This is a genomic window from Candidatus Omnitrophota bacterium, assembly GCA_028699255.1.
GTDB lineage: Bacteria > Omnitrophota > Gorgyraeia > 2-01-FULL-45-10 > 2-01-FULL-45-10 > FEN-1322.
Map to the genome: position 1 here is coordinate 117,921 of JAQVUX010000003.1, position 22,512 is coordinate 140,432.

The 22,512-nt window shown below is 48.3% G+C and carries 20 protein-coding genes; all 20 read left to right on the forward strand.

Annotated elements, in window-relative coordinates; translation table 11 throughout:
• Positions 1–2 precede the first annotated feature (2 nt).
• The 20 genes from PHS46_03505 (at position 3) to priA (ending at position 21,972) form a co-directional block, all read left to right on the forward strand.
• A complete protein-coding gene (locus PHS46_03505; protein ID MDD3905582.1) occupies positions 3–1,043 on the forward strand; it encodes an MraY family glycosyltransferase in 1,041 nt (346 codons plus the stop codon).
• Positions 1,027–2,259: an O-antigen ligase family protein gene (locus PHS46_03510; protein ID MDD3905583.1), complete on the forward strand. Its 1,233-nt coding sequence runs from the start codon at positions 1,027–1,029 to the stop codon at positions 2,257–2,259. The genes PHS46_03505 and PHS46_03510 overlap by 17 nt, the downstream gene beginning before the upstream one ends.
• Entirely contained in the window at positions 2,256–3,338 is a 1,083-nt protein-coding gene (waaF, locus tag PHS46_03515; protein ID MDD3905584.1) for a lipopolysaccharide heptosyltransferase II, read from the forward strand. Before PHS46_03510 ends, waaF begins: the two co-directional genes overlap by 4 nt.
• Positions 3,335–4,453 carry a glycosyltransferase family 2 protein gene (locus tag PHS46_03520; GenBank protein ID MDD3905585.1) on the forward strand — a complete coding sequence of 373 codons (1,119 nt, stop codon included), beginning with the start codon at positions 3,335–3,337 and terminating at the stop codon, positions 4,451–4,453. The genes waaF and PHS46_03520 overlap by 4 nt, the downstream gene beginning before the upstream one ends.
• A gap of 25 nt (positions 4,454–4,478) precedes the next feature.
• On the forward strand, positions 4,479–5,600 hold the full coding sequence (locus PHS46_03525) for an SDR family NAD(P)-dependent oxidoreductase (protein ID MDD3905586.1): 1,122 nt from the start codon (positions 4,479–4,481) through the stop codon (positions 5,598–5,600).
• An 11-nt stretch (positions 5,601–5,611) separates the two neighbouring features.
• Positions 5,612–6,715, forward strand: a complete 1,104-nt coding sequence (locus PHS46_03530; GenBank protein MDD3905587.1) for a glycosyltransferase — start codon at positions 5,612–5,614, stop codon at positions 6,713–6,715.
• A gap of 9 nt (positions 6,716–6,724) precedes the next feature.
• Positions 6,725–7,555: a glycosyltransferase family 2 protein gene (locus PHS46_03535; protein ID MDD3905588.1), complete on the forward strand. Its 831-nt coding sequence runs from the start codon at positions 6,725–6,727 to the stop codon at positions 7,553–7,555.
• A gap of 55 nt (positions 7,556–7,610) precedes the next feature.
• Entirely contained in the window at positions 7,611–9,320 is a 1,710-nt protein-coding gene (locus PHS46_03540; protein MDD3905589.1) for a carbamoyltransferase C-terminal domain-containing protein, read from the forward strand.
• Between the two features lie 104 nt (positions 9,321–9,424).
• Positions 9,425–10,441, forward strand: a complete 1,017-nt coding sequence (locus PHS46_03545) for a glycosyltransferase family 2 protein (protein MDD3905590.1) — start codon at positions 9,425–9,427, stop codon at positions 10,439–10,441.
• Between the two features lie 113 nt (positions 10,442–10,554).
• A complete protein-coding gene (locus PHS46_03550) occupies positions 10,555–11,322 on the forward strand; it encodes a glycosyltransferase family 2 protein (protein ID MDD3905591.1) in 768 nt (255 codons plus the stop codon).
• Positions 11,303–12,361, forward strand: a complete 1,059-nt coding sequence (locus tag PHS46_03555) for a glycosyltransferase family 2 protein (protein MDD3905592.1) — start codon at positions 11,303–11,305, stop codon at positions 12,359–12,361. The genes PHS46_03550 and PHS46_03555 overlap by 20 nt, the downstream gene beginning before the upstream one ends.
• Positions 12,354–13,052, forward strand: coding sequence for a glycosyltransferase family 2 protein (locus PHS46_03560; protein ID MDD3905593.1), 699 nt, complete (start codon positions 12,354–12,356; stop codon positions 13,050–13,052). Before PHS46_03555 ends, PHS46_03560 begins: the two co-directional genes overlap by 8 nt.
• Positions 13,052–13,456, forward strand: coding sequence for a hypothetical protein (locus tag PHS46_03565; protein ID MDD3905594.1), 405 nt, complete (start codon positions 13,052–13,054; stop codon positions 13,454–13,456). Before PHS46_03560 ends, PHS46_03565 begins: the two co-directional genes overlap by 1 nt.
• On the forward strand, positions 13,456–14,859 hold the full coding sequence (locus PHS46_03570) for a hypothetical protein (protein ID MDD3905595.1): 1,404 nt from the start codon (positions 13,456–13,458) through the stop codon (positions 14,857–14,859). The genes PHS46_03565 and PHS46_03570 overlap by 1 nt, the downstream gene beginning before the upstream one ends.
• Entirely contained in the window at positions 14,837–16,576 is a 1,740-nt protein-coding gene (locus tag PHS46_03575) for a glycosyltransferase family 39 protein (GenBank protein MDD3905596.1), read from the forward strand. The genes PHS46_03570 and PHS46_03575 overlap by 23 nt, the downstream gene beginning before the upstream one ends.
• Complete coding sequence (locus PHS46_03580; protein ID MDD3905597.1) at positions 16,573–17,139, forward strand: HAD family hydrolase; 567 nt, start codon at positions 16,573–16,575, stop codon at positions 17,137–17,139. The genes PHS46_03575 and PHS46_03580 overlap by 4 nt, the downstream gene beginning before the upstream one ends.
• Positions 17,136–18,176 carry a GDP-mannose 4,6-dehydratase gene (locus PHS46_03585; GenBank protein MDD3905598.1) on the forward strand — a complete coding sequence of 347 codons (1,041 nt, stop codon included), beginning with the start codon at positions 17,136–17,138 and terminating at the stop codon, positions 18,174–18,176. Before PHS46_03580 ends, PHS46_03585 begins: the two co-directional genes overlap by 4 nt.
• A gap of 18 nt (positions 18,177–18,194) precedes the next feature.
• A complete protein-coding gene (locus tag PHS46_03590) occupies positions 18,195–19,319 on the forward strand; it encodes a glycosyltransferase (GenBank protein ID MDD3905599.1) in 1,125 nt (374 codons plus the stop codon).
• On the forward strand, positions 19,310–19,960 hold the full coding sequence (locus PHS46_03595) for a uracil-DNA glycosylase (GenBank protein MDD3905600.1): 651 nt from the start codon (positions 19,310–19,312) through the stop codon (positions 19,958–19,960). The genes PHS46_03590 and PHS46_03595 overlap by 10 nt, the downstream gene beginning before the upstream one ends.
• 8 nt (positions 19,961–19,968) lie before the next feature.
• Positions 19,969–21,972 carry a primosomal protein N' gene (priA, locus tag PHS46_03600; protein ID MDD3905601.1) on the forward strand — a complete coding sequence of 668 codons (2,004 nt, stop codon included), beginning with the start codon at positions 19,969–19,971 and terminating at the stop codon, positions 21,970–21,972.
• The last annotated feature ends 540 nt before the right edge of the window (positions 21,973–22,512 follow it).

Sequence of the window (22,512 nt, forward strand, 5' to 3'; positions counted from 1 at the left end):
AAATGAACATCCCACAGATAATAGAGACGTTTTTTATAGCGATCTTTGTTTCATATCTGATAATGCCTTTTGTCAGGCAATTGGCTATGAGGCTTAATTATCTCGACCACCCGAAGAATAATAAGGTGCACGCGCATCCCACGCCTCTTCTCGGAGGCCTGGGTATATTCGCGGCGTTTCTTATTGCCATAGTGACAAAGGAGCAGGTTATGGCGTTTGGCACTATCAAGGCCATAATGTTCGGATCGTTTATTCTTTTCATCATCGGGCTTATCGACGACAAGATGGGGATGATGCCTAATTTCAAGCTTTTAGGGCAGTTTGTAGCCGCGATGATAGCGGTAAAGGCCGGTTTAAGGGTGGAGTTTATCGATAATTATTATCTGAGTGTCATTATAACTTATTTGTGGATAATCGGTATCACCAACGCATTTAATTTACTTGATAATATGAACGGACTGTCGGCCGGTATCGCGGCGATAGCGGCAATATTTTTTGGAATAATATCGTATATGAACGGCCAACCGCTTGTAACCACTATATCCCTGGCGGTTGCAGGCGCGTCTTTAGGATTCTTAAGATATAATTTCCCCAGAGCGAGTATCTTTATGGGTGACTCAGGAAGCCTGGTTTTAGGATACATCCTGTCGACTATAGCCATTCTCGGAAGCTGGAAGACATACGCGTGGACGACATCGCTTATGGTACCTATTTTAATCCTGGGCTACCCGATATTCGACACGGCGCTTGTTACAATAATGAGGACGCTGGAAGGGCGCTCTATATTTAAAGGCGGTAAAGATCACTCGTCTCATAGACTGGCATTGCTCGGATTTAAGCGTTACAGGACGGTATTGGCGGTATATGGCATATGTATTTTACTTGGTCTGGCCGCGGTCGCGGTAACGAGGGTGCGGTGGATCGCCGGGACCGGTATAGGATTGGCGGCATTTGCGGCCATGCTGGCTTTCGGATTGCGGTTAAGCTTCGTCGATACCAAGCAATTTGGGCGGAAGAAAGGGGCCAATGATTCGCACGGATAAGATAGCGTCGGCATGCGATAAGATCTCGGAATGGTCGCTGTACGTTTGCATATTTGCACTGCCTTTTGCGAAATCGATAATAGAGATCACGATAGCAACGGCCCTCATTGGTCTTATAGTTAAGAAGGTGCTGATGAAGGAAAGCCTCGTGTTCAGGTGGTCATACGCCGAATCATTTCTCGCGCTTTTTCTTATAGTATCCGCGGTCTCATTGATGAATACGCAGTATCCCGCGCTTAGCATCAGGGCGTTGTTTTCGAAATCATTAAAATTTGCCGCGCTATTTCTTATAGCGAGAGAAATATTGAATACAAGGCAAAGGGTGCGCAGGTTTGTAATGGTTGCCGCGGCATCCTGCGTCCTCATTCTTGTCGACGGGTTTGTGCAATATTTTATTACACACCGCGATTTTTTGCATGGATACGTACCCTTTAAATACAGGAACGAGCCCGGCATTTTTATCATCGGTTTTCCCACCGCGTCCTTTCCATTCCCTAATGATTTCGCGGCCTGGATAATAATGTTCATATTTCCCGCCGGCGTATATTGTCTTTGTAAAAAAGAGGACCCTCGCGCCGCCATTATGTCGGCGTTAATATTTTTTGCCCTGCTATATTCTTTAATTCTTACTAAGGCAAGAGGCGCATGGTTGGGATTTTCGGCGGCGCTTCTCCCGATGATATTTTTTATAAGATTAAAAAAGGCGCTGATCTTTCTGGCTATAATCGTATTATTTTCGGTCCTCTTCATTAAGAAAGAGCTTATCCCCGACATATTTGCTACCGTGAGCGTCAACGACAGGGTAGTGATGTGGACGAATGGAATGGAAATATTGCAAAAACATCCTATCATCGGTAACGGCCTTAATACCTTTTTTGTGGAGTATAAAGAGACCCGTAAGGATAGCGACCGCGGCAAGCGCGGCAGTTACGCTCATAATTGTTATCTGCAGATGGCCGCCGACATAGGGTTGGTCGGACTGGCGGCGTTCCTGTTGTTTGCCGGCGCGGTTATCGTCAAAGGTTTCAGGTCGCTTTCCAGGATAAGGGATCCGGCGGCTTATGCCATCGTTCTCGGTGTCAACCTCGGCCTTATCGCGTTTTTATTGCACAGCGCGGTGGATACAAACCTGTATTCTCTCAATCTGGCGGCGCTATTCTGGCTGGCGGCAGGAGTTATGTTCGCGGCGATAAATGTGTACGGGGAGAGAGAATGAACAAGAGGATCCTTATCATAAATCCTTTCGGTATAGGCGATGTAATATTTTCTACTCCGCTTATCGAAGCGCTACGCAAAAGCTTCCCGGATAGTTTTATCGCGTATATCTGCAATAAAAGAGCCGCGGAACTTTTGAGGACAGATCCTAATTTAAATAAGGTATTCGTGTATGAAAGAGACGAACATAGAGATGTGTGGGAACGCTCAAAGGCCGAATACTTCAAGGAAATGTTTTCAGCATTGGCGGAGCTCAGGAAGCAGAGGTTTGACGTGCTCATAGATCTTTCTCTGGCGTATCAATATAACCTTTTCGCCATGATTGCCGGGATAAAAAAAAGAATCGGATTTAACTATAAAGGCAGGGGAAGATTTCTTACGGACAGGATCGACATAGACGGTTTCAATGAGAAACACGTCGTTGATTATTACCTCGCGGTATTAAAATTTTTAAGTATCGATGCGGCGAAAAATAAAACATCCGTTAAAATATACGCTTCTCAGCCATCGCTTGAGGCCGCGGACACGGTTTTAAATAATTTAGATATCAAAAAGGAAGACTTTTTAATAGGCATGGTGCCGGGATGCGGGGCGAGCTGGGGGGCGGATGCTTCCCGCAGAAGGTGGGATAAAAATAATTTCGCTCTTTTGGCGAACAGGCTTATAGAAAAATACAACGCTAAGATTATTTTATTCGGCGATAAAAAAGAGGTCGATATATGCGACAATATTTTAAACGTATCTAAAAATAAAATTATAAATTACTGCGGCAAAACTTCACTGCCGGAATTAGCGGGACTCATGTCCAGATGCCGCCTTGTGATAAGCAATGACGGAGGGCCGCTTCATATGGCGGTAGGGCTGGGGGTAAATACTGTATCAATATTCGGGCCTGTGGATGAAAAAATTTACGGCCCATATTCCAGCGTAGGAAAACACATAGTCGTATGCAAAAAAGATCTTACCTGCAGGCCGTGTTATAAAAAATTCAGGTATAAAAAGTGCGAAGACCGTATTTGCCTGGGCGGGATTTCAATAGACGATGTTTTTAACGCGGCGGAGAAGATATTAAAAAAATGAAGTGCGACATCATAATACCCGTCTGGAACCAGCCGGAAACGACCAGGGAATGCATTGAAGCGCTTATCGGAAATACGCGCTATCCTTACCGGCTCATATTGATAGACAACGGAAGCGCCGCCGAAACGAGGAATTATCTGGAAGACCTGAAAAAGGCGGGAACTCCGGAGGTTCTGCTTATACGAAACGAGGAAAATCTCGGATACGTAAAAGCCGTGAACCAGGGCCTGAAGGCCTCATCCGCGCCGTACGTCTGCCTTATGAACAACGATACCGTGCCCGGAGACGGATGGCTCGAGAGGTTGGTGGAATTTGCCGAGGCGCACAAAGAGATAGGCCTTATGAACCCTTTGTGCGACGGTCACGCGCATAATGTTAAAAGAACCGTTGATGAATACGCCCGCGAAGTGGCGGAAAACGCCGGACGGTACATGGAGATGAACCAGTGCTTCGGGTTTTGTACGATTATTAAGCGGGAAGTTATCGATAAAATAGGTTACCTGGATGAAGTTTTCGGCGTAGGCGGTTACGACGATACCGATTATTCTATGAGAGCCGGCAAAGCCGGTTATTTTTGCGCCTCAGTTCACTCCGCTTATGTTTACCATAAACAGCACGTTTCATTTAAGGCGTTAGGGGTTAGAGACAGCGCTACCGCGAAGGGCCGGCAGGAGTATTTAAAAAAATGGCCCCGGCATCTCAGGGTTGGCGCGGCATTTTTTATCTCCGACGGGACAAAAGATCAATATGTCGAAGATATGCTTTCAGGCGTCCTTGCTATGGCGAGAGATTGGTGCTGGGTGAACCTGTGGATATACGGCGATGAAGCGCGAAATAAGCAGAGAGTGGATTCTGCCGTCCGCAGGATAGATATGCCGCTCCACCAGAATATAAAGTTTAATTTTATGCCGGACAGGTTTTCAGCCGCGCAGACACTCGTAAGGCTTATCGAGCGCTCATTCGGGACCAAGAGGCGGAAAAAATACGACGCTGTATTTGTAAATAATGACGGCATAGGGCGTCTTTTAAAAACTTTCTATCGGATACATACGGCTAAAATAATTCCGGTTAAGCCGGGGATGGCGTATAAGGACGAAATCGCTTTACTTCGCTGATTCGGGAATTAACAGGAGGGCATTTATAGTGGAAAAAGTTCTGGTTACAGGAGGCGCGGGTTTTATAGGCTCTCACCTCGTAGATGAATTGGTAAGGCGCGGTTATAAGGTAAGGGTGCTGGATATATTCGATGAGCAGGTGCATCTGGGCAGGAAGCCTGACTATCTTAACAAAAAAGCGGAATATATTACGGGCGATGTCCGTAATCCTAAGGATTTAAAGAAGGCGCTGGACGGTATCGATGCCGTATACCATCTTGCCGCCCAGGTCGGCGTCGGGCAGTCGATGTACCAGATCGAAAAATACGTAAGCCATAATACCCTCGGCACCGCGATACTGATGGAGTACATCATCACAAACAGGGCGAAACTCGCTGTACGCAAGGTGGTGGTCGCCAGTTCGATGAGCATATACGGTGAAGGAACTTACAGATGCCCGTCCTGCGGAGATTTCGAGCCGGTGGAAAGAAGTGAAAAAGACTTGAAGAATAGGATATGGGAGTATGCGTGTCCTAAATGCGGCAAGCCTCTGGCGCCGGTGGCTACGACGGAAGAGAAGACCCTGCGCTCGAACTCGATATACGCGATATCGAAGAAAGACCAGGAGGAGATAGTCTTAAATCTCGGCAAGGCTTACAAGCTACCGGTTGTCGCTTTGAGATTCTTCAATGTCTACGGAGCGCGGCAGTCATTGTCCAATCCGTACACTGGTGTATGCGCGATATTCCAGTCGAGAATAAAAAACGACAATCCTGTTTTGATATATGAGGATGGCCTGCAGACACGCGATTTCATAAGTGTTAAGGATATAGCCGCCGCGAATATCTTTGTAATGAATTCACCGAAGGCCGATTATCAGAATTTCAACGTCGGTAGCGGGAAGCCCATAAAGATTCGCGATATAGCGGACACCTTAAGCCGGCTTTACGGCAAAGAGCCGAAGATTATCATAAAGAATGAATACAGGATAGGCGACATCCGCCACTGCTTCGCGGATATATCGAAGATAAAGAAGATAGGCTTTGCCCCGACAGTCAATTTCGACGACGGGATGGCCGAGATGGTCGAGTGGGGCAAAAAAGCGGAGTCGGTCGACAGGGTTGGCGAAGCGGACGAGTTACTGGCGAAAATGAAATTGAAAATATAAGAAGGTGCCGGGTGAGCGTTAAGCGTTGCGACATAATATTACCGACGTGCGGGCAGTCCGGGGCTGTAAAAAATTGTATTCGGAGCCTGGTCAGAACTACCGGGTATCCCTATCGCCTTATAGTTATCGATAACGGTAGCCCCGAAGAGATCAAAGGTTATCTTAAGGACATTTCAAGGGCCGGAAAGATCGACATGATCTTAATAGAGCCGGGAGAGAACCTCGGCTGGGTCAGGTCTATAAACCGGGGCCTTGAATTATCAAAGGACTCCGCATATGTCGCTTTCCAAAATGACGATACCGTATTTACAGACGGCTGGCTCGACGGGATTGTGAAAATATTCGAGAAAGACCCGAAGGTCGGAGCTGTCAATCCGGAATGGGAAAAGCCCGCGAATGCCGATATAGACGGGTACGCGATGGAGTTGAAAAAATACGCCGGACAGGCGATAGATACGGATTGGTGTAGAGGGCATTGTTTTTTAGTTAAACGGGAGGTCCTTAACAGATTGGGCGGGTTAGAGCCTATATACATACCCGGCTATTTCGACGACAGGGATTATTCCCTGAAGATCATAAATGCTGGTTACAGATGCGTCAGGGCAAAGGGTATATTTGTTTATCACCTCAGGAATATGACGGCGAGCCGCACAATGAAAGCGTCCGAGATCGCGCTCCTGATGGAGCGGAACGCGAAGGTATTTTATAAGAGATGGGGCCGGCCGTTACGGCTTATCTTTGCGCTACGGGATTATTCCGGTTCAAACGAGCTGATAAGGCATATGTGCGCGGACCAGAATAAGGTGATATTTATAATCAGGGATAAAAAACCGGTTTCGTATGAGCATAGTAATATTAAAATACTAAAATTCCCGAGGCTGTTTTTAAACATATCGGCTCTTCTGTATATCGTATCCAATAGAAGCAAAAAAGAACAGAAGAAGACAGATTTTATATTTACCGATGACAGGAGGCTTTATAATTTTCTGAATATTTTTGCCCGGCTGATACCGGCGAAATTAGTATTCGCTAAGGACATCGATTCGCTGAAGGAAGAAGTGTTCCGACTGGTAAAAGAGAAAAAGGACAAGGATAGAGATAGTATAATCCTTTAGGAGTTAATAGTGCCGAAGCAAAGATTGTCCGTAGTTGTATTGACCAAGAACGAAGCGCGCAACATCGAGCGCTGTCTTGAAAGCGTCAGGTGGGCCGACGAGATAATCGTGATCGACGACAATTCCTCCGACGCCACCACCCGGATAGCCAAGCGGTATACCGATAACGTGGTGGTGCATTCGCTTGTCGATAACTTTTCCGCTCAAAGGAACCTGGGTTCGGAAAACGCCTCCGGCGACTGGATACTGCAGATGGACGCGGATGAGCGTGTTACTGACGAGCTCAAGGCGGCGATAATGGGGATACTTGAAAATGGAACTCCGTTTTCGGCGTTCAGATTCCGGAGGGTCAATAATTTTTGCGGCAGGTTCCTTGCGTCCGGCGGCGAGGATAAACACCGGCCTCTGCGGCTTTTCAAAAAAGGGAAAGCGGCATTTTCCGGGGACCGGATACATGAAAAGCTGACAGTAAACGGGCCGATAGGAGACATCGATGCCGCTATGGAGCATTATAATTTTCCGGATGTGAGCCACTACGTGGAGACTCAGGATTTTTACAGCACCTTGGAGGCGAGGTCGATGTACGAAAAATCGGGTTTGATACCGGAAAAGAAACTTCGCAGAGAACTTACGATCGAACCGCTTAAGTTATTTTTTAAAATATACATGAAAAAGAAAGGGTATAAAGACGGTATACATGGCCTTGTATTCGCCATGTTATCGGCCTGGAGACGATTTCTTATATACGCGAAATACTGGGAGATGAACCAGGGATCGTATAAAAATATCGCGTCATTGCGAGGAAGGAGCGAAGCGACTGACGAAGCAATCCAAAAATAAGATTGCTTCGTCGGCCTTCGGCCTCCTCGCAATGACGACGATGGAGTAGTAACGTATGAATATACTTGGATTCGGAGGGCCGTTTTTCCTGCATGATCCGGCCGCGGCTATTGTGATCGACGGAAAAGTTGTCGCCGCCGCGGAAGAGGAGCGGTTCATAAGACAAAAGCACGCGGTGGGAAAACCTTGCCTGCGGTCGATAGAGTTTTGCCTTAATGAGGCCGGCATATCGGCAAAAGAGATAGACGCCGTAGCGTTCCCGTGGTCGTTTACGGCCTTTAACGCCGGGAAGTGGCCGTATGCGCTCAAGACGCTTCTTTCGGAGCCGTCGCGCGCGTATAAGGCCATAGCAAAGGCTCCGAAACTTTGCGCCGGAACAAAAAAGAATGTCCGTGATACATTGCGCCATTTCGGTATCGAGCTTCCGCCCGAGAAGATATTTTTCGTCGAACATCACATAGCCCACGCCGCCAGCGCCTATCTATTATCCGGCTTCGAAGAAGCGGCCATAATGTCGATAGACGGATCGGGTGAGTTTACCTCGACATTATTCGCTGAAGGCAAAGACGGGAAGATAAAGAAGATAAAAGAGATATTCCTGCCGGATTCCTTAGGCAGGTTCTACTCGACCATGACGGCTTATCTCGGATTCGATCCCAACGACGGCGAATACAAGCTTATGGGCATGGCGCCGTACGGCGATCCTTCGAAGGCCGACCTCTCGGGCATTATTTTCAGCGACGGTAAAAGTTTTCACACGAATCCGGAATACGTCTGGCCGATAAGTTCGCGCAGGTATTGCAAAGACGCTATGATACCGAAGAAACTTGTGGCCAGGTTCGGCCCGCCCAGGACCGGGGACGAATTGCGCGAGCCGTATATACATATAGCCGCCGCGACTCAGAAGATATTCGAGGATATAGTTATAACTTTAATGCACCACCACCTGGGTGACACATTGCGGAGAACGGGTAATCTCGCGTTTGCCGGAGGATGCGCGCTGAACGTATCGCTGAACCGAAAGCTCGTTACTGATCCGCTTGTTCGGAATATTTTCGTACAGCCGGCTTCACATGACGCGGGCACACCTCTGGGCGCGGCTGTCTTTGCCGCCGCGGCTCTTGGCGACAAGATAGCGCCGATGAAGGATGTTTATCTGGGGCCCGGTTATTCGAGCGCGGAGATCGAATCCGCGTTGAAGCGTCCGGAGATATCCTGCAAGGCCTGCGCCGACATAGAGGAAAGCGTGGCTTCTCTTCTGGCCGAAGGCATGGTCGTCGGATGGTTCCAGGGCAGGATGGAGTTCGGTCCGCGCGCCCTAGGTAACAGGTCGATTCTCGGTAATCCGATGATACCGGGTACCAGCGACCGCATAAATGAGATGGTGAAGTTCAGGGAGAAGTGGCGCCCGTTCTGCCCGTCCATATTGAGGGAACATTCCGCGGAGGTGATCGGCAGAGACATGGACGCGCCGTTCATGACGCTGAGTTTTCACGCCGCGAAAGAGTGGAAGACGCGTATCCCGGAGGTTGTGCACGTCGACGGCACCATGAGACCGCAGACGGTGAGCCACAGCGATAATCCAAGATTTTATAAATTGATAAAACTGTTTTTTAAAAAGACAGGTGTTCCGGTTTTGATAAACACGTCCCTGAACAGAAGGGGCGAACCTATGGTGGCCAGCCCGGAGGACGCGATAAATATGTATCTCGGTTCCGGGCTGGACCATTTGGCCATAGGAAATTATCTGGTTACAAGGAAATAGAGATTATTCTTCGAGCGAGACGGAATTTTTATCTTCTCGACAAGCTCGAAGAATAAAAATTCCGGCGAGTCGAGAAGCACCTTCTCGCGATGAAGAGGAGATTCATGAACTGCGATATCATTATACCGATTTGGAACCAGCATGCGCTTACGAAAGATTGCATAGAGTCTGTTTTTAAAAATACCAGAGGCACCGATTACAGGCTGATCCTGGTGGACAATGCCAGCGATGAAGCGACAAGGGTTTACCTGGAAGGGCTTGGCAAGGCCTGGCCGGCCGAAGTGACCGTGATCAGGAATGAAACTAACCTCGGATTTGTAAAAGCGGTGAATAAAGGGATAGCCGTCTCGTCCGCGCCTTACATCTGCCTGCTCAATAACGATACGCTCGTTGCTAAAAATTGGCTTAAAGAGATGATGGCAATTGCGGAGTCGGCGGAAGACATCGGCATAGTCAACCCGTCGAGTAATAACCTTGGGCAGAAGAGCGCGCAGGGCGAGCCGCTCGAATCTTACGCCGCGCGCATTGCTAAAGACGCGGGGCAATACATAGAGCTGGGCGCCGGCATCGGTTTCTGCATGCTCATAAAACGCAAGGTGATCGAGCGTATAGGTTCTTTTGACGAAATATACGGTATGGGAAACTTCGAGGATACGGATTTTTCGAGACGGGCGGTACAGGCGGGATACAAGTGCGTGAGGGCGTGCGGGGCCTACGTCTATCACAGGGAAAATACGTCGTTCGGCAAGGTCAAAACTTTCGATGAGGATTTCAAGCGCAATCGCGAAATATTCGAATTCCGGTGGGGAAAACCCAAAAGGCTGGCGTACATCCTCGACAAAGTGGATACCAACCTTCTGAAAAAGATGAACGGCGAGGCGATGGCGTTGGCGCGCGGCGGCAACCGGATATGGTATTTCATGAAAGAATCGATAGTTGTTCCGAAGCATTCGAACATAATAATAAAATATCTCCCGGAAGGCTGGTTTTATCCCCGGGTCATTTTCGATATTTTAAAAAAGAAAAAGAAATTCACCGAAATAATTTTAGGGAACGAGAAGGCCGGAAGGGTGCTTTCGTCGTTGAGTTTTATTCACAAAGCGAAGATAAGCTATTACTAACTAACCGTCATTGCGAGCCCCGAAAGGGCGAAGCAATCTAAAACGAGATTGCTTCGTCGCCTTACGTTCAGCAATTGGCTCCTCGCAACGACGAGCAAAGGACTATCATGAGTATGGAAAAGATACCGGTTTCAGTAGTCGTTATAGCGAAGAACGAGGAAAGCAACATAGCGCCTTGCCTCAAGAGTGTTGCCTGGGCTGATGAGATTGTGGTGCTCGACGATAATAGTACCGACAAAACGGTGGAGATCGCGAAACAGTATACGGATAAAGTTTCGTCCAGAAAGATGGATATCGAGGGCCGCCACAGGAATTACGCCTATTCTTTGGCGAAAAATAAATGGGTGCTCAGCTTGGACGCCGACGAGCGCGTAAGCCCGGAACTTGAGGCTGAATTAAGGGGCCTATTCAAATCCGAAATGAAAGACAAAGCTTATTCAATGCCGATAAAGAATTTTATCGGCGCGCGCTGGATAAGATACGGCGGCTGGTATCCGGCTCCGAAGGTGCGGCTCTTCGACAAGGAGCATTTCAAATACGAAGAAGCGGAGGTGCACCCCCGCGTTTTTATAGATGGCTCCTGCGGCAGGCTTACGAAGGACATAATTCATTATTCCTACAAAGATTATCACGAATTCTTCCAGAGCCTGAATAACCAGACTACCCTCGAGGCGCGCAAATGGTTCAAGGAGAAACGTAAGATCAATTTCCTGAAGATGTGGCGCAAGGCTTTAAGCAGATTCCTGAAGGCCTACGTTCAGAAGAAAGGCTATAAAGACGGCCTGCTCGGTTTTACCGTTTCGTATTCCGGCGGGCTTTATCAGTTCTTGAGTTATATAAAGTATAAAGAGATGCTTGAGAATGCAGACAAAAAGATGTGACATAATAATACCGGTCTGGAATGCCTCCGGCGTAACAGCCGAGTGCGTGGAATCGATAATCGAACATACGCGTTATCCGTACCGGCTTATCATCATAGATAACGGCAGTGACGAAGAGACGGCCGGATATCTGCGCGCTCTCAAAAACAGGGCCGGGCTTGATGTGGAATTGATAAGGAACGACACGAACCTCGGTTTCGTAAAGGCGGCGAACCAGGGCCTGCGTTCGTCGTCCGCGCCGTATCTGTGCCTTATGAATAACGATACCGTCGCTACGAGCGGCTGGCTCGATGAAATGATCAGTGTGGCCGGATCCAGGCCGGATATCGGCATCGTGAATCCGTCGAGCAATACCTTTGGGCAGGAGCCGGGCGCTTCCGGCGCCTCCGGCGCTGTTCAGGAGCTTTACGCGGCGCGCGGTTTTTGCATGCTTATAAAGAGCGAAGTGATAAAAAGAATAGGATTCTTCGACGAGATATTCAATATCGGTTATTTTGAAGAGACCGATTTTTCTTTCAGGGCCCAGGCCGCCGGATTCCGGGTCGTTCGCGCTAAAGGGGCGTACGTCCACCATAAAGAAAACGTCAGCTTCAGGAAGTTTAAAAATAACGACAGGATGTTTGCCGAGAACGAAAAGATATTTTTTAGCCGCTGGCCCAGGCCGGTTAGGGTGGGTTACTTTATACGGGGCGAAAACGTTCCGGAAAAAGTGAACCGGATAGCGGAAGATTTAGCCGGCAAAGGACATCAGGTATATCTTTTTTTAAAGAGAACCGCCGATTGGCCGGCGAGGCCGGACCATATCAATATAAGAAGGGTGGATGTCGACCCTGCGTTCTTCGGTCTTGGTTCGATAGCGGCAGTTTTTAAAAGACGCAAAAAGAAAAAGATAGAGGTTATAGTTACGGACAATGGGCCGCTCGCTAAGATATTCCTGGGCTTGAAAAGGTTACACGGGTCGGTGGTTGCGGTCAGTCCGGATGCGGGTGAACTTTTTGAAATGGTTGGAGCGATCGCGAAGGGAGGGCGTAGTGAATAACGAGGAATTATCGGTCGTAATGCCCGTGTATAATGAGAAAGACTTTGTTTTGAAGATCATAGGCAAAGTGCTTAAACTCGACATAGTCAAAGAACTTATAATAGTCGATGACTGCTCGAAAGACGGAACGCGCGAACTTCTTAAGAGCGCAAATTTCGATCCCAGAGTAAGGATATATTACCACGATAAAAACTCGGGCAAAGGCGCCGCGCTACGCACCGGGTTCGGCTATACCACGAAAGATATCGTTGTGATACAGGACGCCGATCTCGAGTACGATCCTGAAGAATTTAAAGAGATGATAAAGCCGATCGCTTTAGGCGCCGCTGATGTGGTATACGGCTCGAGGCTATCAGGCGGCAGGCCGCAGAGGGTTTACATGTTCTGGCACAGGGTGGGTAATGATTTCCTATCGTTCGTAACCAATTTTATGTATAATTCCACGCTTACCGATATGGAGACCTGTTACAAGATGTTCCGGAAGAGCGTGATAGATAAAATAAAGATACGGTCAAACGATTTTTCCGTAGAGCCGGAAATAACCGCGAAGATATTGAAAGATAAATCCTTGAGAGTCTATGAAGTACCGATAGCTTATTACGGCAGAACGTATGCCGAAGGGAAGAAGATATCGTGGAAGCACGGTTTTGGCGCGCTCTGGACGCTGTTAAAATTCAGGTTCACGGATTGATGAAGATAAAAAGAAAAACGATATTCCTGGTGTTTTTTCTGGCCTGGGTTGTCCTGTGGGTCAATTTTACCGCGAGAGACCTCACGAAGAAGAAGTATTTTAAGGAGTACAGGACTCTGCTATCGCGTGACGCCGCCGGCAGGGCATCTTATGCGTATGATGACCGTCTCTATGAATTTTTGAAGTTTTGCGACAGCGCGTTACCGGAGGGCGCAAGTTATGATCTCGGCGGAGTCGAAGGCCTTACGATAGAATGGCGCCGCACAATATATTATCTCTACCCGCACCTTAACGAGAAGGATGCCGATTATATACTTGTCTTCGATAACCCGGGATATACGCGGCAGGGGTATGCTGTTTTTAAAGAGCTTGATAAATCGAGGTTCATTCTTAAGAGGATATGATGGCAGAACATATTTTACAGATTATCGGTTTTGTATTGGCGACATCATTCGCGGGATTTAATATTATAGCCGCGTATGATAAAGACAGGGTGTTCGGGTCTCTCGAAACGGCGGCTTTTTCGTATCTCTTCGGCCTTGGCGCCATATCGCTGGAGATTTTTTTCTTCGGCATGATAGGCGTGAAATTCACGACAGTAAATATAATCATGCCATGGCTTCTTTTCGCGGCTATCAATATGCCGCGCCTGAAAGAATGGTTTTTTAAGACCCGCGCGCGCAGTAATATTTTTCATAAATTCAGCCGATTTGAAACCATCATCGCTTTTCTGTTGGCCGCGATCATTTGCTATATCTTCTTTATAGCATCATTACGGCCTATCGAATCATACGATGCGGTAGCTATATGGTCGCTGAAGGCAAAGGTCATATATTTTACAGGCTCGATCACGCCCGATTTTTTTACAATGATAGAGGCAAAATTTCATGGGGCTCATTCCGACTATCCGCTTCTTCTGCCTATAGCGCAAGCCTGGTTCTATACTTTTATAAATACATTCAATGATTATTTGGTTAAAATGATGTTCCCGATAAATTTTACGGCCTTCCTTATAATATTCTATGTTTTCCTGAATAAAGTCATATCAAACCGGCTCTTCGCGCTTATCTTTACCTTACTACTCTCCTCGCCCGGGCTTTTTGCAAATTATGCGACGAACGGTTATGCGGATATGCAGATGGCTATTTATGGCTCGATCACATTCTTAGCGCTCTATCTATGGATAAAAGGTATGGGATGGGCATATTTCTGGACGGCGTTCTTCTCCTGCATATTCGCGATGTGGACCAAAAATGAAGGATTGATAACATTCTTTGGATTTATCCTGATACTGGTTATGCGCGCCTGCCATGAGACGAGGGATCGGAAGTTTTCACTCGCTACATACTCAAGACAGATATCCGCAGTGTTGATCCTGGCGGTATTATTTATATCCTGGGCATTGTTTAAAATATATATGAATGTCGGTAATGACGTGGTTAACGCGCAGGTGCTTATGAAATACGACCCGTCAACTATCTTTACGCGCCTGCTCGCGATTTTATATGAATACCAGAGGCAGATATTCGGAGTGAAATATTGGAACCTGTCCTGGATAGCGTTTCTATTATTAGCCGTTTCCGGATACAGGAAACTTTTTTCCGAGGAGAATAGGTATATAATCGTTCCTATATTTTTTATATTGTTTTCATATGCGGTTGTATTTTTTATAACGCCGCAAGGTATCACATGGCATTTACGTACGAGCCTGAACCGGCTGTTGATTCACGTATTGCCGCTGGCGTTGTTCTATGTCGCGATGCGCGTAAACGGGATATGCTCAAATGAGCTCACTAATAATAAATAAGAAAAATATAGCCATAACTTTATTCCTGGCCTCGCTGGCGTACTTTCTATTCTTTTGCAGGTTCGGCATCCTCTTCCAGGACGAGGGCTATTTTAATATCCGGTGCATAAGGATGCTCTCCGGAGAGTTACTGTATAAAGATTTTTTCCTGCATACACCGCCCATCGCTTATTTCCTGCAGGCGCTGATATTCAAAATATTCGGTAACGCGCTTATCGTAGGCAGGATAAGCACCGCCGTATTGGGAGCTTTTATAACGCTTCTTATATTTCTCGTTTCATCCAGGATATCATCGGTTATTTTTTCGATAATACCGTCACTGTTATTTATATTCTGGGGCGTGTCTCACATACCGTATCCTTCCTTTAACTGGACGGGGTTGCTTCTGGGGCTTTCGGTGGTGCTACTCTTTACCAGGTCAATAGAGACGGGGAGTAAGCCGTGTATAATATTCTCGGGTTTTCTATCGAGCTTCCTGTTTTTTACAAAACAGAACCTTGGCGTCGCCGCGTTCGCGGCTATATGCGGATTTTTTATCTTAGAGAAGATGCTTAATCCTAAAGAAAAGATATTTCCGGGCGCGGCCTATTTTGCCGCGGGCGCGTTTATCGGCGTATTCCCGGTTATCAATCATGCTTATACGACAGGTATTTTGCCGGGCATGATCTATTATGTTTTTGGTTATGGTTATAAGTCCGGGATGATGAGGGCGGATTTTTTCCCATTTCCTCATATAGTTCCCGCGTCGTTTCTTATCGGCGGGTTCTATGCTTTGATAGGTTTTTTCGCGTATCGGTTGATTGTAAAAAAGAAAGCGGTTTACGGGATAACCCTGGCGTTCATAGCCGCGTTGGTGGCCGCGGCTTATCATGTTTTTAAAGGCTCATCCGGATGGTATTATGCGCTGGACCATATCAAGGAGGGGGCTTTTAACGGTTTTTTTAACCTGCCCGCCCTTTCGATAATATTGATTTTTGTCATGTCGGGTTATTTGATATTCCGGAAGCCCCGCGCATTGAACGCCAGGGAAAAAATGGCGCTCTTCCTGGCGATATTCGCGCTTATTTATATATGGGCGGGGTTGTTTGCGGCGAGAGACTATGTGCACCTGATACCTACGATGCCCATAGCGTACGTTCTTTACGGATACCTGCTCGAAAGATCGGCGAAATTTCTGTTTAAAAACATAAATAAAACATTTACGGCCATATATTGTTTTGCCCTGCCGGCGATTTTTCTCTGTGGCGTGGGGTTGACGGCTAATCTTATGAATGAGACATTCAGATTCTCATCGTCTCCGCTTATCGGCATGACCGCTCGCGTAGAGGCGCCTGACGCTGAGCATATACTGGCTACTCCGGATGAAAGTAAAGTGGTCTCGGATGTAGCGCGCTCTATCCGGGATAATACAGGGAAGAACGACAGTATATTTTGCCTTCATGCTTGCGAGACCTTTTATATCCTCTCCGAAAGGAGATGCGCTTCGTTTTATACATTCTTCATACCGAACGCGTTTGGCAAATCCGATCAGGCCAGGGTTATCTCGGATCTCGACGCGGGGAACACGAAGCTTGTCCTGGCGCAAAAGGACCTGATGGGTGTTTCTCACGGCGGCGGCATATCGGATGAAATAGAGAAATATGTGCGGGAAAAATATTATATAAAGGATACGATAGGAAATTATTATATTTTTATAAGAAAGCCCGGCGCGATATGAAAAAGACGGTATTTATAGACAGGGACGGTGTAATAAATAAGGATCCGGCCGGCTGGACGACGTATAGCTACGTTACCGCGTGGGAAGACTTTCATTTTTTGCCAGGCGCCCTGGATGCGCTTAAATCCCTTACTGTGGCGGGATACGATATAATCGTTATCTCGAATCAGGGCGGCATAAGTAAAAAATATTTCTCGTCGGCCGCGCTGGACGGGATAACCTCGAAAATGCTGGATGAGATAACCAGGGCAGGCGGCAGGATAAAGAAAGTCTATTATTGTCCGCATCAGGATAGCGATAATTGCGCCTGCCGTAAACCTAAGACCGGCATGTTCGAGCGCGCCGAACGTGAGCTCGGAGTAAAGGCCAGAGGCGCTTACTTTATCGGCGACGGCAGGACGGACGTCGCGGCGGGGGAGGCGATGGGCATGAAGACGGTGCTCGTATTGAGCGGCAAGACATCGGGTGACGATATCGCGGGATGGGAAACGAAACCGGATATAGTGGTCAAAGATCTACTGGAAGCGGTAAAGTATATAATGAAAGAAGGAGATGTGTCGTGAGGATTCTTATAACAGGCGGGGCCGGGATGGTGGGGAGCCATGCGGCGGAGTTATACTCGAAGGATAGCGCCAACCAGGTGACCGTCCTCGATAATCTTATGCGTTCGGAGCTATTCGAATACGACAAGAAGAGCGTTGAATACAACTGGAATTACCTGAAAAAATACAGCAATATAAAACGCATAAAAGGCGATGTGAGAAACGAGCGGGACGTAATTTCGGCTATCGGCAAAGGCGTGGATCTTTGTATACACACCGCCGGACAGCCGGGGGTCGGGTTATCCGTGAAAGAACCGATGGAGGATTTCAGCATCAACGCCTATGGGACGCTGAATGTGCTGGAGTGCCTGCGGCAGAAATCTAAGAATGCGTGCGTCGTATATTGCTCCACCAATAAAGTTTTTGGCGAAAATGTCGATCGCATAAAACTTGCCGAGAAAGAAAAGCGTTATGTATTCGACGGGAGCTTAGGGGTAGCCGAGGATATGCCGATAGATCTTACCGGTCATACGCCTTACGGGGCGAGCAAATATACCGGCGACATATATGTGCAGGAGTACGCGCATATTTACGGAATGAAGACGGCGGTATTCAGGATGAGCTGTATATACGGTATCAGACAATTCGGTTTTGAGGACCAGGGGTGGATAGCCCATTTCATAATATCCAATCTGCTGAAGAGGCCTGTAACGATATTCGGTAACGGTAAACAGGTCAGGGATATACTTTACGTCGAGGATCTCGTCGCGGCGTATGACAATTTTTTTAAAAGCGATAAACGCCACGGCGTATATAATATAGGCGGCGGCGCGGAGAACACGACCTCGCTTCTGGAACTCATAGAAGCGATAGAGAAAGAAACCGGCATCAAGACAGTCTATAGTTTCAGCGATTGGCGGCCGTCGGACCAGAAGGTTTATATATCCGATATCACGAAAGTGTCGAAAGAGCTGAACTGGAAGCCTAAGATAGCGCCTGCTTACGGAATTAAAATGCTGGTAAACTGGGTAAGAGATAATATGGAGATATTTAAATAACCAAGAGCGGGAGGGGCGATGAAAAAAGTGCTGATACTTTACGCTACAGCCGGTATAGGCCATAAGAAGGCGGCCATTGCCGTTAAGGCGGCTTTCGATGAATTGAAGCTCGACGGCGTAGAGGTGAAATTAGAGGACGCGCTTGACCATACCAACGCTTTTTTCAAGTGGTCGTATCTCGAGTCGTACCTTTTAATGGTAAACAAACTGCCTCTTTTCTGGGGGCTCATGTATTATCTCACCGATAATTTCTATGTAAATCTTTTAGTCGCCAAAGTGCGCCGTATCAATAACTGGTTTAATTCGCGGCAATTCGCCGCATATATTAAAAAGGAAGACCCCGACGTAATAATCTCGACGCATTTCTTCGCGTGTGAAGTGCTGTCGAATATGAAGAAGCGCGCCCAGATACGTTCCAGGCTTATTACGGTCGTTACAGATTATCGCCTGCATTCCTGGTGGGTGGCGGATCATACCGATATGTATGTAGTCGCCGGGCAGGATACGCGCGATGACCTTTTAAAATGGTTCGTTCCGCCTGAAAAGATAAAAGTTCTCGGGATACCGGTAGAGCCGGTATTTTCCAAACCGGTAGATCGCGCGCGGATCTTGCGCGAGGCGGGATTAAAAGAAGGCGTGTTTACGATATTAGTTATCGGCGGAGGGTTTGGCGTAGGCCCGATCGAGGATATAATAAAGGCGATCGGTAATATCCAGCCTTTACAGATCGTAACGGTTTGCGGCCACAATAAAGAGCTGGTCGGGAAACTGGAAGCATTGAAGGCAACGATGAAGGCGAATATAAAAGTGTGCGGATATGTAAATAACGTGTACGAATATATGGGCATAGCCGACCTTCTGATATCGAAGTCGGGCGGTATAACGGTTTCCGAAAGTCTGGCGCGGGAGCTTCCCATAATTGTTATATCACCGATAATGGGGCAGGAGACCAGGAACAGCGGATACATTATAAAGCACGGCGCGGCCGTGAAGATAGCAAAGGCTTCGGAATTAAAAGAAGTGGTCGAGTACCTTATCGCGCATCCGGACAGGGTCGCGGCCATGAAAGAGGCGATACGGGGCATAAAGAAGCCCGCGGCTTGCTTTGATATAGCTAAGGCGGCGATAGATATATGCGGATAAATGACACCGGCGATATAATAGCGTCGATCAAGTCTTATCTGGAACTGGAGCGCGAATCCGGGATAGAGGAGTGCTGTGCGCCCTCCTCCGGAGCTTTGAAAGGGCTGAACGAGCTTAAAAAAGAGGTATTAGCTTGCCGCGAGTGCGGACTGCATCGCACCAGAATCAATGTCGTGTTCGGTTCCGGCGATCCTACAGCGCGGCTTATGTTCGTAGGCGAGGCGCCGGGCGCCGAAGAAGACAAGCAGGGGTTGCCTTTTGTAGGACGAGCCGGACAGCTTTTGACAAAAATAATCGAGTCAATGGGCTTAAAGCGCGAGGATGTGTACATCGCGAATATATTGAAGTGCCGGCCTCCGCAAAACCGTCCGCCGCTTCCGGAGGAGATAGCCGCCTGTCGAAACAATGTAAAGCGCCAGGTGGAGATAATAAATCCACGCGTTATATGTACGCTCGGAAAATTCGCGAGCCAGACTCTTCTTGAGACGGAGACGCCCATATCGGCCCTGAGGGGCGCCTTCCGGGAGTATAACGGTATAAAAGTAATGCCGACGTACCACCCCGCCTATCTTTTAAGAAATCCGGACGATAAAAAACTCGTCTGGCAGGATATGAAGAAGATATTGAAAGAGTTGCGTTAAAAGGAAATATGCCGAAATTTGCCGAGATCGCAGTAGCCCTTCCCGTAGACCGCACGTTCCACTACGCCATACCTGAAGCATTGTCGAACGACATAGCTGTAGGAAAACGCGTCTTCGTGCCTTTTCAGAATCGCGCGACAGTCGGTTATTGTGTCGGGTTATGCGATGTCGCGGATGTTAAGGACGTGAAGGCGATAATTTCCATTATCGATAAAGAGCCTCTATTGAGCGAGGAGATGCTCAAACTTACCCGATGGGTAAAGGAGAACTATTTCTGCTCATGGGGCGAAGCTATCGCGGCCGTTATACCCGCCGGGATAAAGAAGGGTAAGGAATCGATCGGCTCGAGGATAAAAGAAGCGCCCTTGTCTCCATCGGAGGAATACGCCCCTTCGAGGCCGCACAGCCTGATGGAAGAGCAGTCGCACGCGTTAAAGTCTGTGATAGAAGCGATCGATAAACATGAGCACAGGGTCTTCCTCCTGCATGGTATAACGGCGAGCGGCAAGACCGAAGTATATTTACAGGCGATCGAGCACGTGCTTGGCGAGGGGCGGCAGACGATAGTGCTCGTTCCGGAAATATCGCTTACTCCTCAGACGATCGAGCGTTTTTCCTCGAGGTTCGGCGGCCACGTCGCCGTCATCCATTCGCGTCTCACGGCCGCGAAGAAGTTCCTGGAGTGGAAGAGGATAAAGGACGGCAAGGCAAATATCGTCGTGGGTGCGCGTTCCGCGGTATTCGCGCCATTCCGCAACCTGGGACTTATCATAATAGACGAAGAGCACGAGACTTCCTATAAGCAGGACGATGTGCCGCGTTACCACGCGCGCGATGTCGCCGTGGAACGCGCCCGCATAAATAACTGCCCGCTTATACTGGGTAGCGCCACCCCGTCCCTGGAATCGTTTTACAAGGCGAAGGCCGGCGAATACAGGCTCGTCCGGCTCACAAAGAGGATCGACGAGCGGTTACTGCCGAAGACGAAGATAGTCGATATGAGAATGGAACTTGCCGCGCGCCGGAGAATAATGATATTTTCCAAAGTCCTGCTCGACGCAATTGCCAATATGCTTTCGGCCGGTAAGCAGGCGATAATATTTTTAAACAGGCGCGGATTTTCGACATATATAAACTGCAAGAAATGCGGGTTCGTGGTTAAATGCAAACGATGCGACACGGTAATGGTGTATCATTACGAGACGAAGAAGCTCATATGCCATTATTGCAATTATACGATTAATCCCCCGGATATCTGCCCCAGCTGTAAATCCGATTACATAAAATATCTGGGGCTCGGTACCGAGAAGGTGGAGAGCGAGATAAGCCGCAGTTTCCCGCACGCGAAGATAGCGAGAATGGATTCGGATACCACCACCAAACGCGGTTCGCACGACAGGATACTCGGTGATTTCAAAGCGGGGAAGATAAACCTGCTCGTCGGCACGCAGATGATCGCCAAAGGGCTCGACTTCCCGGATGTGACTTTAGTAGGTGTCGTTTCGGCGGATGTGAGCCTGAATATCCCGGATTTCAGGGCGAGCGAGCGGACGTTTAACCTGCTTACGCAGGTCGGCGGCAGGGCGGGCCGCGGAGAAGACGGCGGGGAAGTCGTGATACAGACGTATACGCCGGAGCACTACGCTATAATCGCGGCGGCGAAGCATGATTATCAGAAGTTTTACGATGAAGAGATCATTGAGCGTAAAGAGCTGATGTTCCCGCCGTTCATAAGCCTTACAAAGGTTACCGTCCGGGCGAGGAATGACGCGCTGGCGGCAAAGTCGGCTGAGGAATTGAAGAACGTGATAGCTACGGCCGGCCCTGAGATGCTTATCTCCGGCCCGTCACCGGCGCCGATAACCAGACTGCGTGGATACTACAGGTACAATATCATATTGAAGCACAAAGAGCGGCTCGTGATGTGCGCGCTCCTCAAAAAAGCGCTCACCGGTTTCCGTCGGCCGCACGGTGTCCTCATCGCCGTTGACGTCGACCCGGTGTCGATGTAGAATGAGGAGGAAAATTTTTCGCTGTAGCGGCAGAATGTGCTGTATCGAGTGGTTTGTTCGGGACGCGCAATTTTTGGCCATGCAAAAAGTGCGCTCCGTAAAAGTTCTCGTACGCTGCCTCGAACTTTTAAGGCCCTCACAAACCACATCGCCACATCACATTTCTGATTGAGCGAAAAATTTTATTGAAGGGCGGGCAGGTAAGGATGGGGAGGAAAATTTTTCGTTCCCGGGAGGCATTCCCTCTCGGGGTTGGTATTCCGCAGGGACGCGAAATTTGTCAGCCATGTGAAAATTTCGCTCGAAAAAAATTGCTCGTACGCTGCCTCGCAATTTTTACGCCCTGCTCCATACCAACCCCTCGGGGCCCCTTCGACGGGAATCGAAAAATTTCCTGATGGGGCGGGCAGGGGGCGTTATTGCAACGCGGGCGGAATAACCTCGCAGGTTGGCCAGGTGTTAGCGTTCAGATAACCTGCGAGGTTGGACGATTAGCGAGAGTAAATTAGCACCAGCGTCCTATTTCCACCCCGGGGTGGA

What these genes read in the sequence shown, in the direction of transcription:
- PHS46_03505 (MDD3905582.1), top strand. Translation starts at nt 3, where the DNA reads ATGAACATCCCACAGATAATAGAGACGTTTTTTATAGCGATCTTTGTT.
- PHS46_03510 (MDD3905583.1), top strand. Translation starts at nt 1,027, where the DNA reads ATGATTCGCACGGATAAGATAGCGTCGGCATGCGATAAGATCTCGGAA.
- waaF (MDD3905584.1), top strand. Translation starts at nt 2,256, where the DNA reads ATGAACAAGAGGATCCTTATCATAAATCCTTTCGGTATAGGCGATGTA.
- PHS46_03520 (MDD3905585.1), top strand. Translation starts at nt 3,335, where the DNA reads ATGAAGTGCGACATCATAATACCCGTCTGGAACCAGCCGGAAACGACC.
- PHS46_03540 (MDD3905589.1), top strand. Translation starts at nt 7,611, where the DNA reads ATGAATATACTTGGATTCGGAGGGCCGTTTTTCCTGCATGATCCGGCC.
- PHS46_03545 (MDD3905590.1), top strand. Translation starts at nt 9,425, where the DNA reads ATGAACTGCGATATCATTATACCGATTTGGAACCAGCATGCGCTTACG.
- PHS46_03550 (MDD3905591.1), top strand. Translation starts at nt 10,555, where the DNA reads ATGGAAAAGATACCGGTTTCAGTAGTCGTTATAGCGAAGAACGAGGAA.
- PHS46_03555 (MDD3905592.1), top strand. Translation starts at nt 11,303, where the DNA reads ATGCAGACAAAAAGATGTGACATAATAATACCGGTCTGGAATGCCTCC.
- PHS46_03565 (MDD3905594.1), top strand. Translation starts at nt 13,052, where the DNA reads ATGAAGATAAAAAGAAAAACGATATTCCTGGTGTTTTTTCTGGCCTGG.
- PHS46_03570 (MDD3905595.1), top strand. Translation starts at nt 13,456, where the DNA reads ATGGCAGAACATATTTTACAGATTATCGGTTTTGTATTGGCGACATCA.
- PHS46_03575 (MDD3905596.1), top strand. Translation starts at nt 14,837, where the DNA reads ATGAGCTCACTAATAATAAATAAGAAAAATATAGCCATAACTTTATTC.
- PHS46_03580 (MDD3905597.1), top strand. Translation starts at nt 16,573, where the DNA reads ATGAAAAAGACGGTATTTATAGACAGGGACGGTGTAATAAATAAGGAT.
- PHS46_03590 (MDD3905599.1), top strand. Translation starts at nt 18,195, where the DNA reads ATGAAAAAAGTGCTGATACTTTACGCTACAGCCGGTATAGGCCATAAG.
- PHS46_03595 (MDD3905600.1), top strand. Translation starts at nt 19,310, where the DNA reads ATGCGGATAAATGACACCGGCGATATAATAGCGTCGATCAAGTCTTAT.
- priA (MDD3905601.1), top strand. Translation starts at nt 19,969, where the DNA reads ATGCCGAAATTTGCCGAGATCGCAGTAGCCCTTCCCGTAGACCGCACG.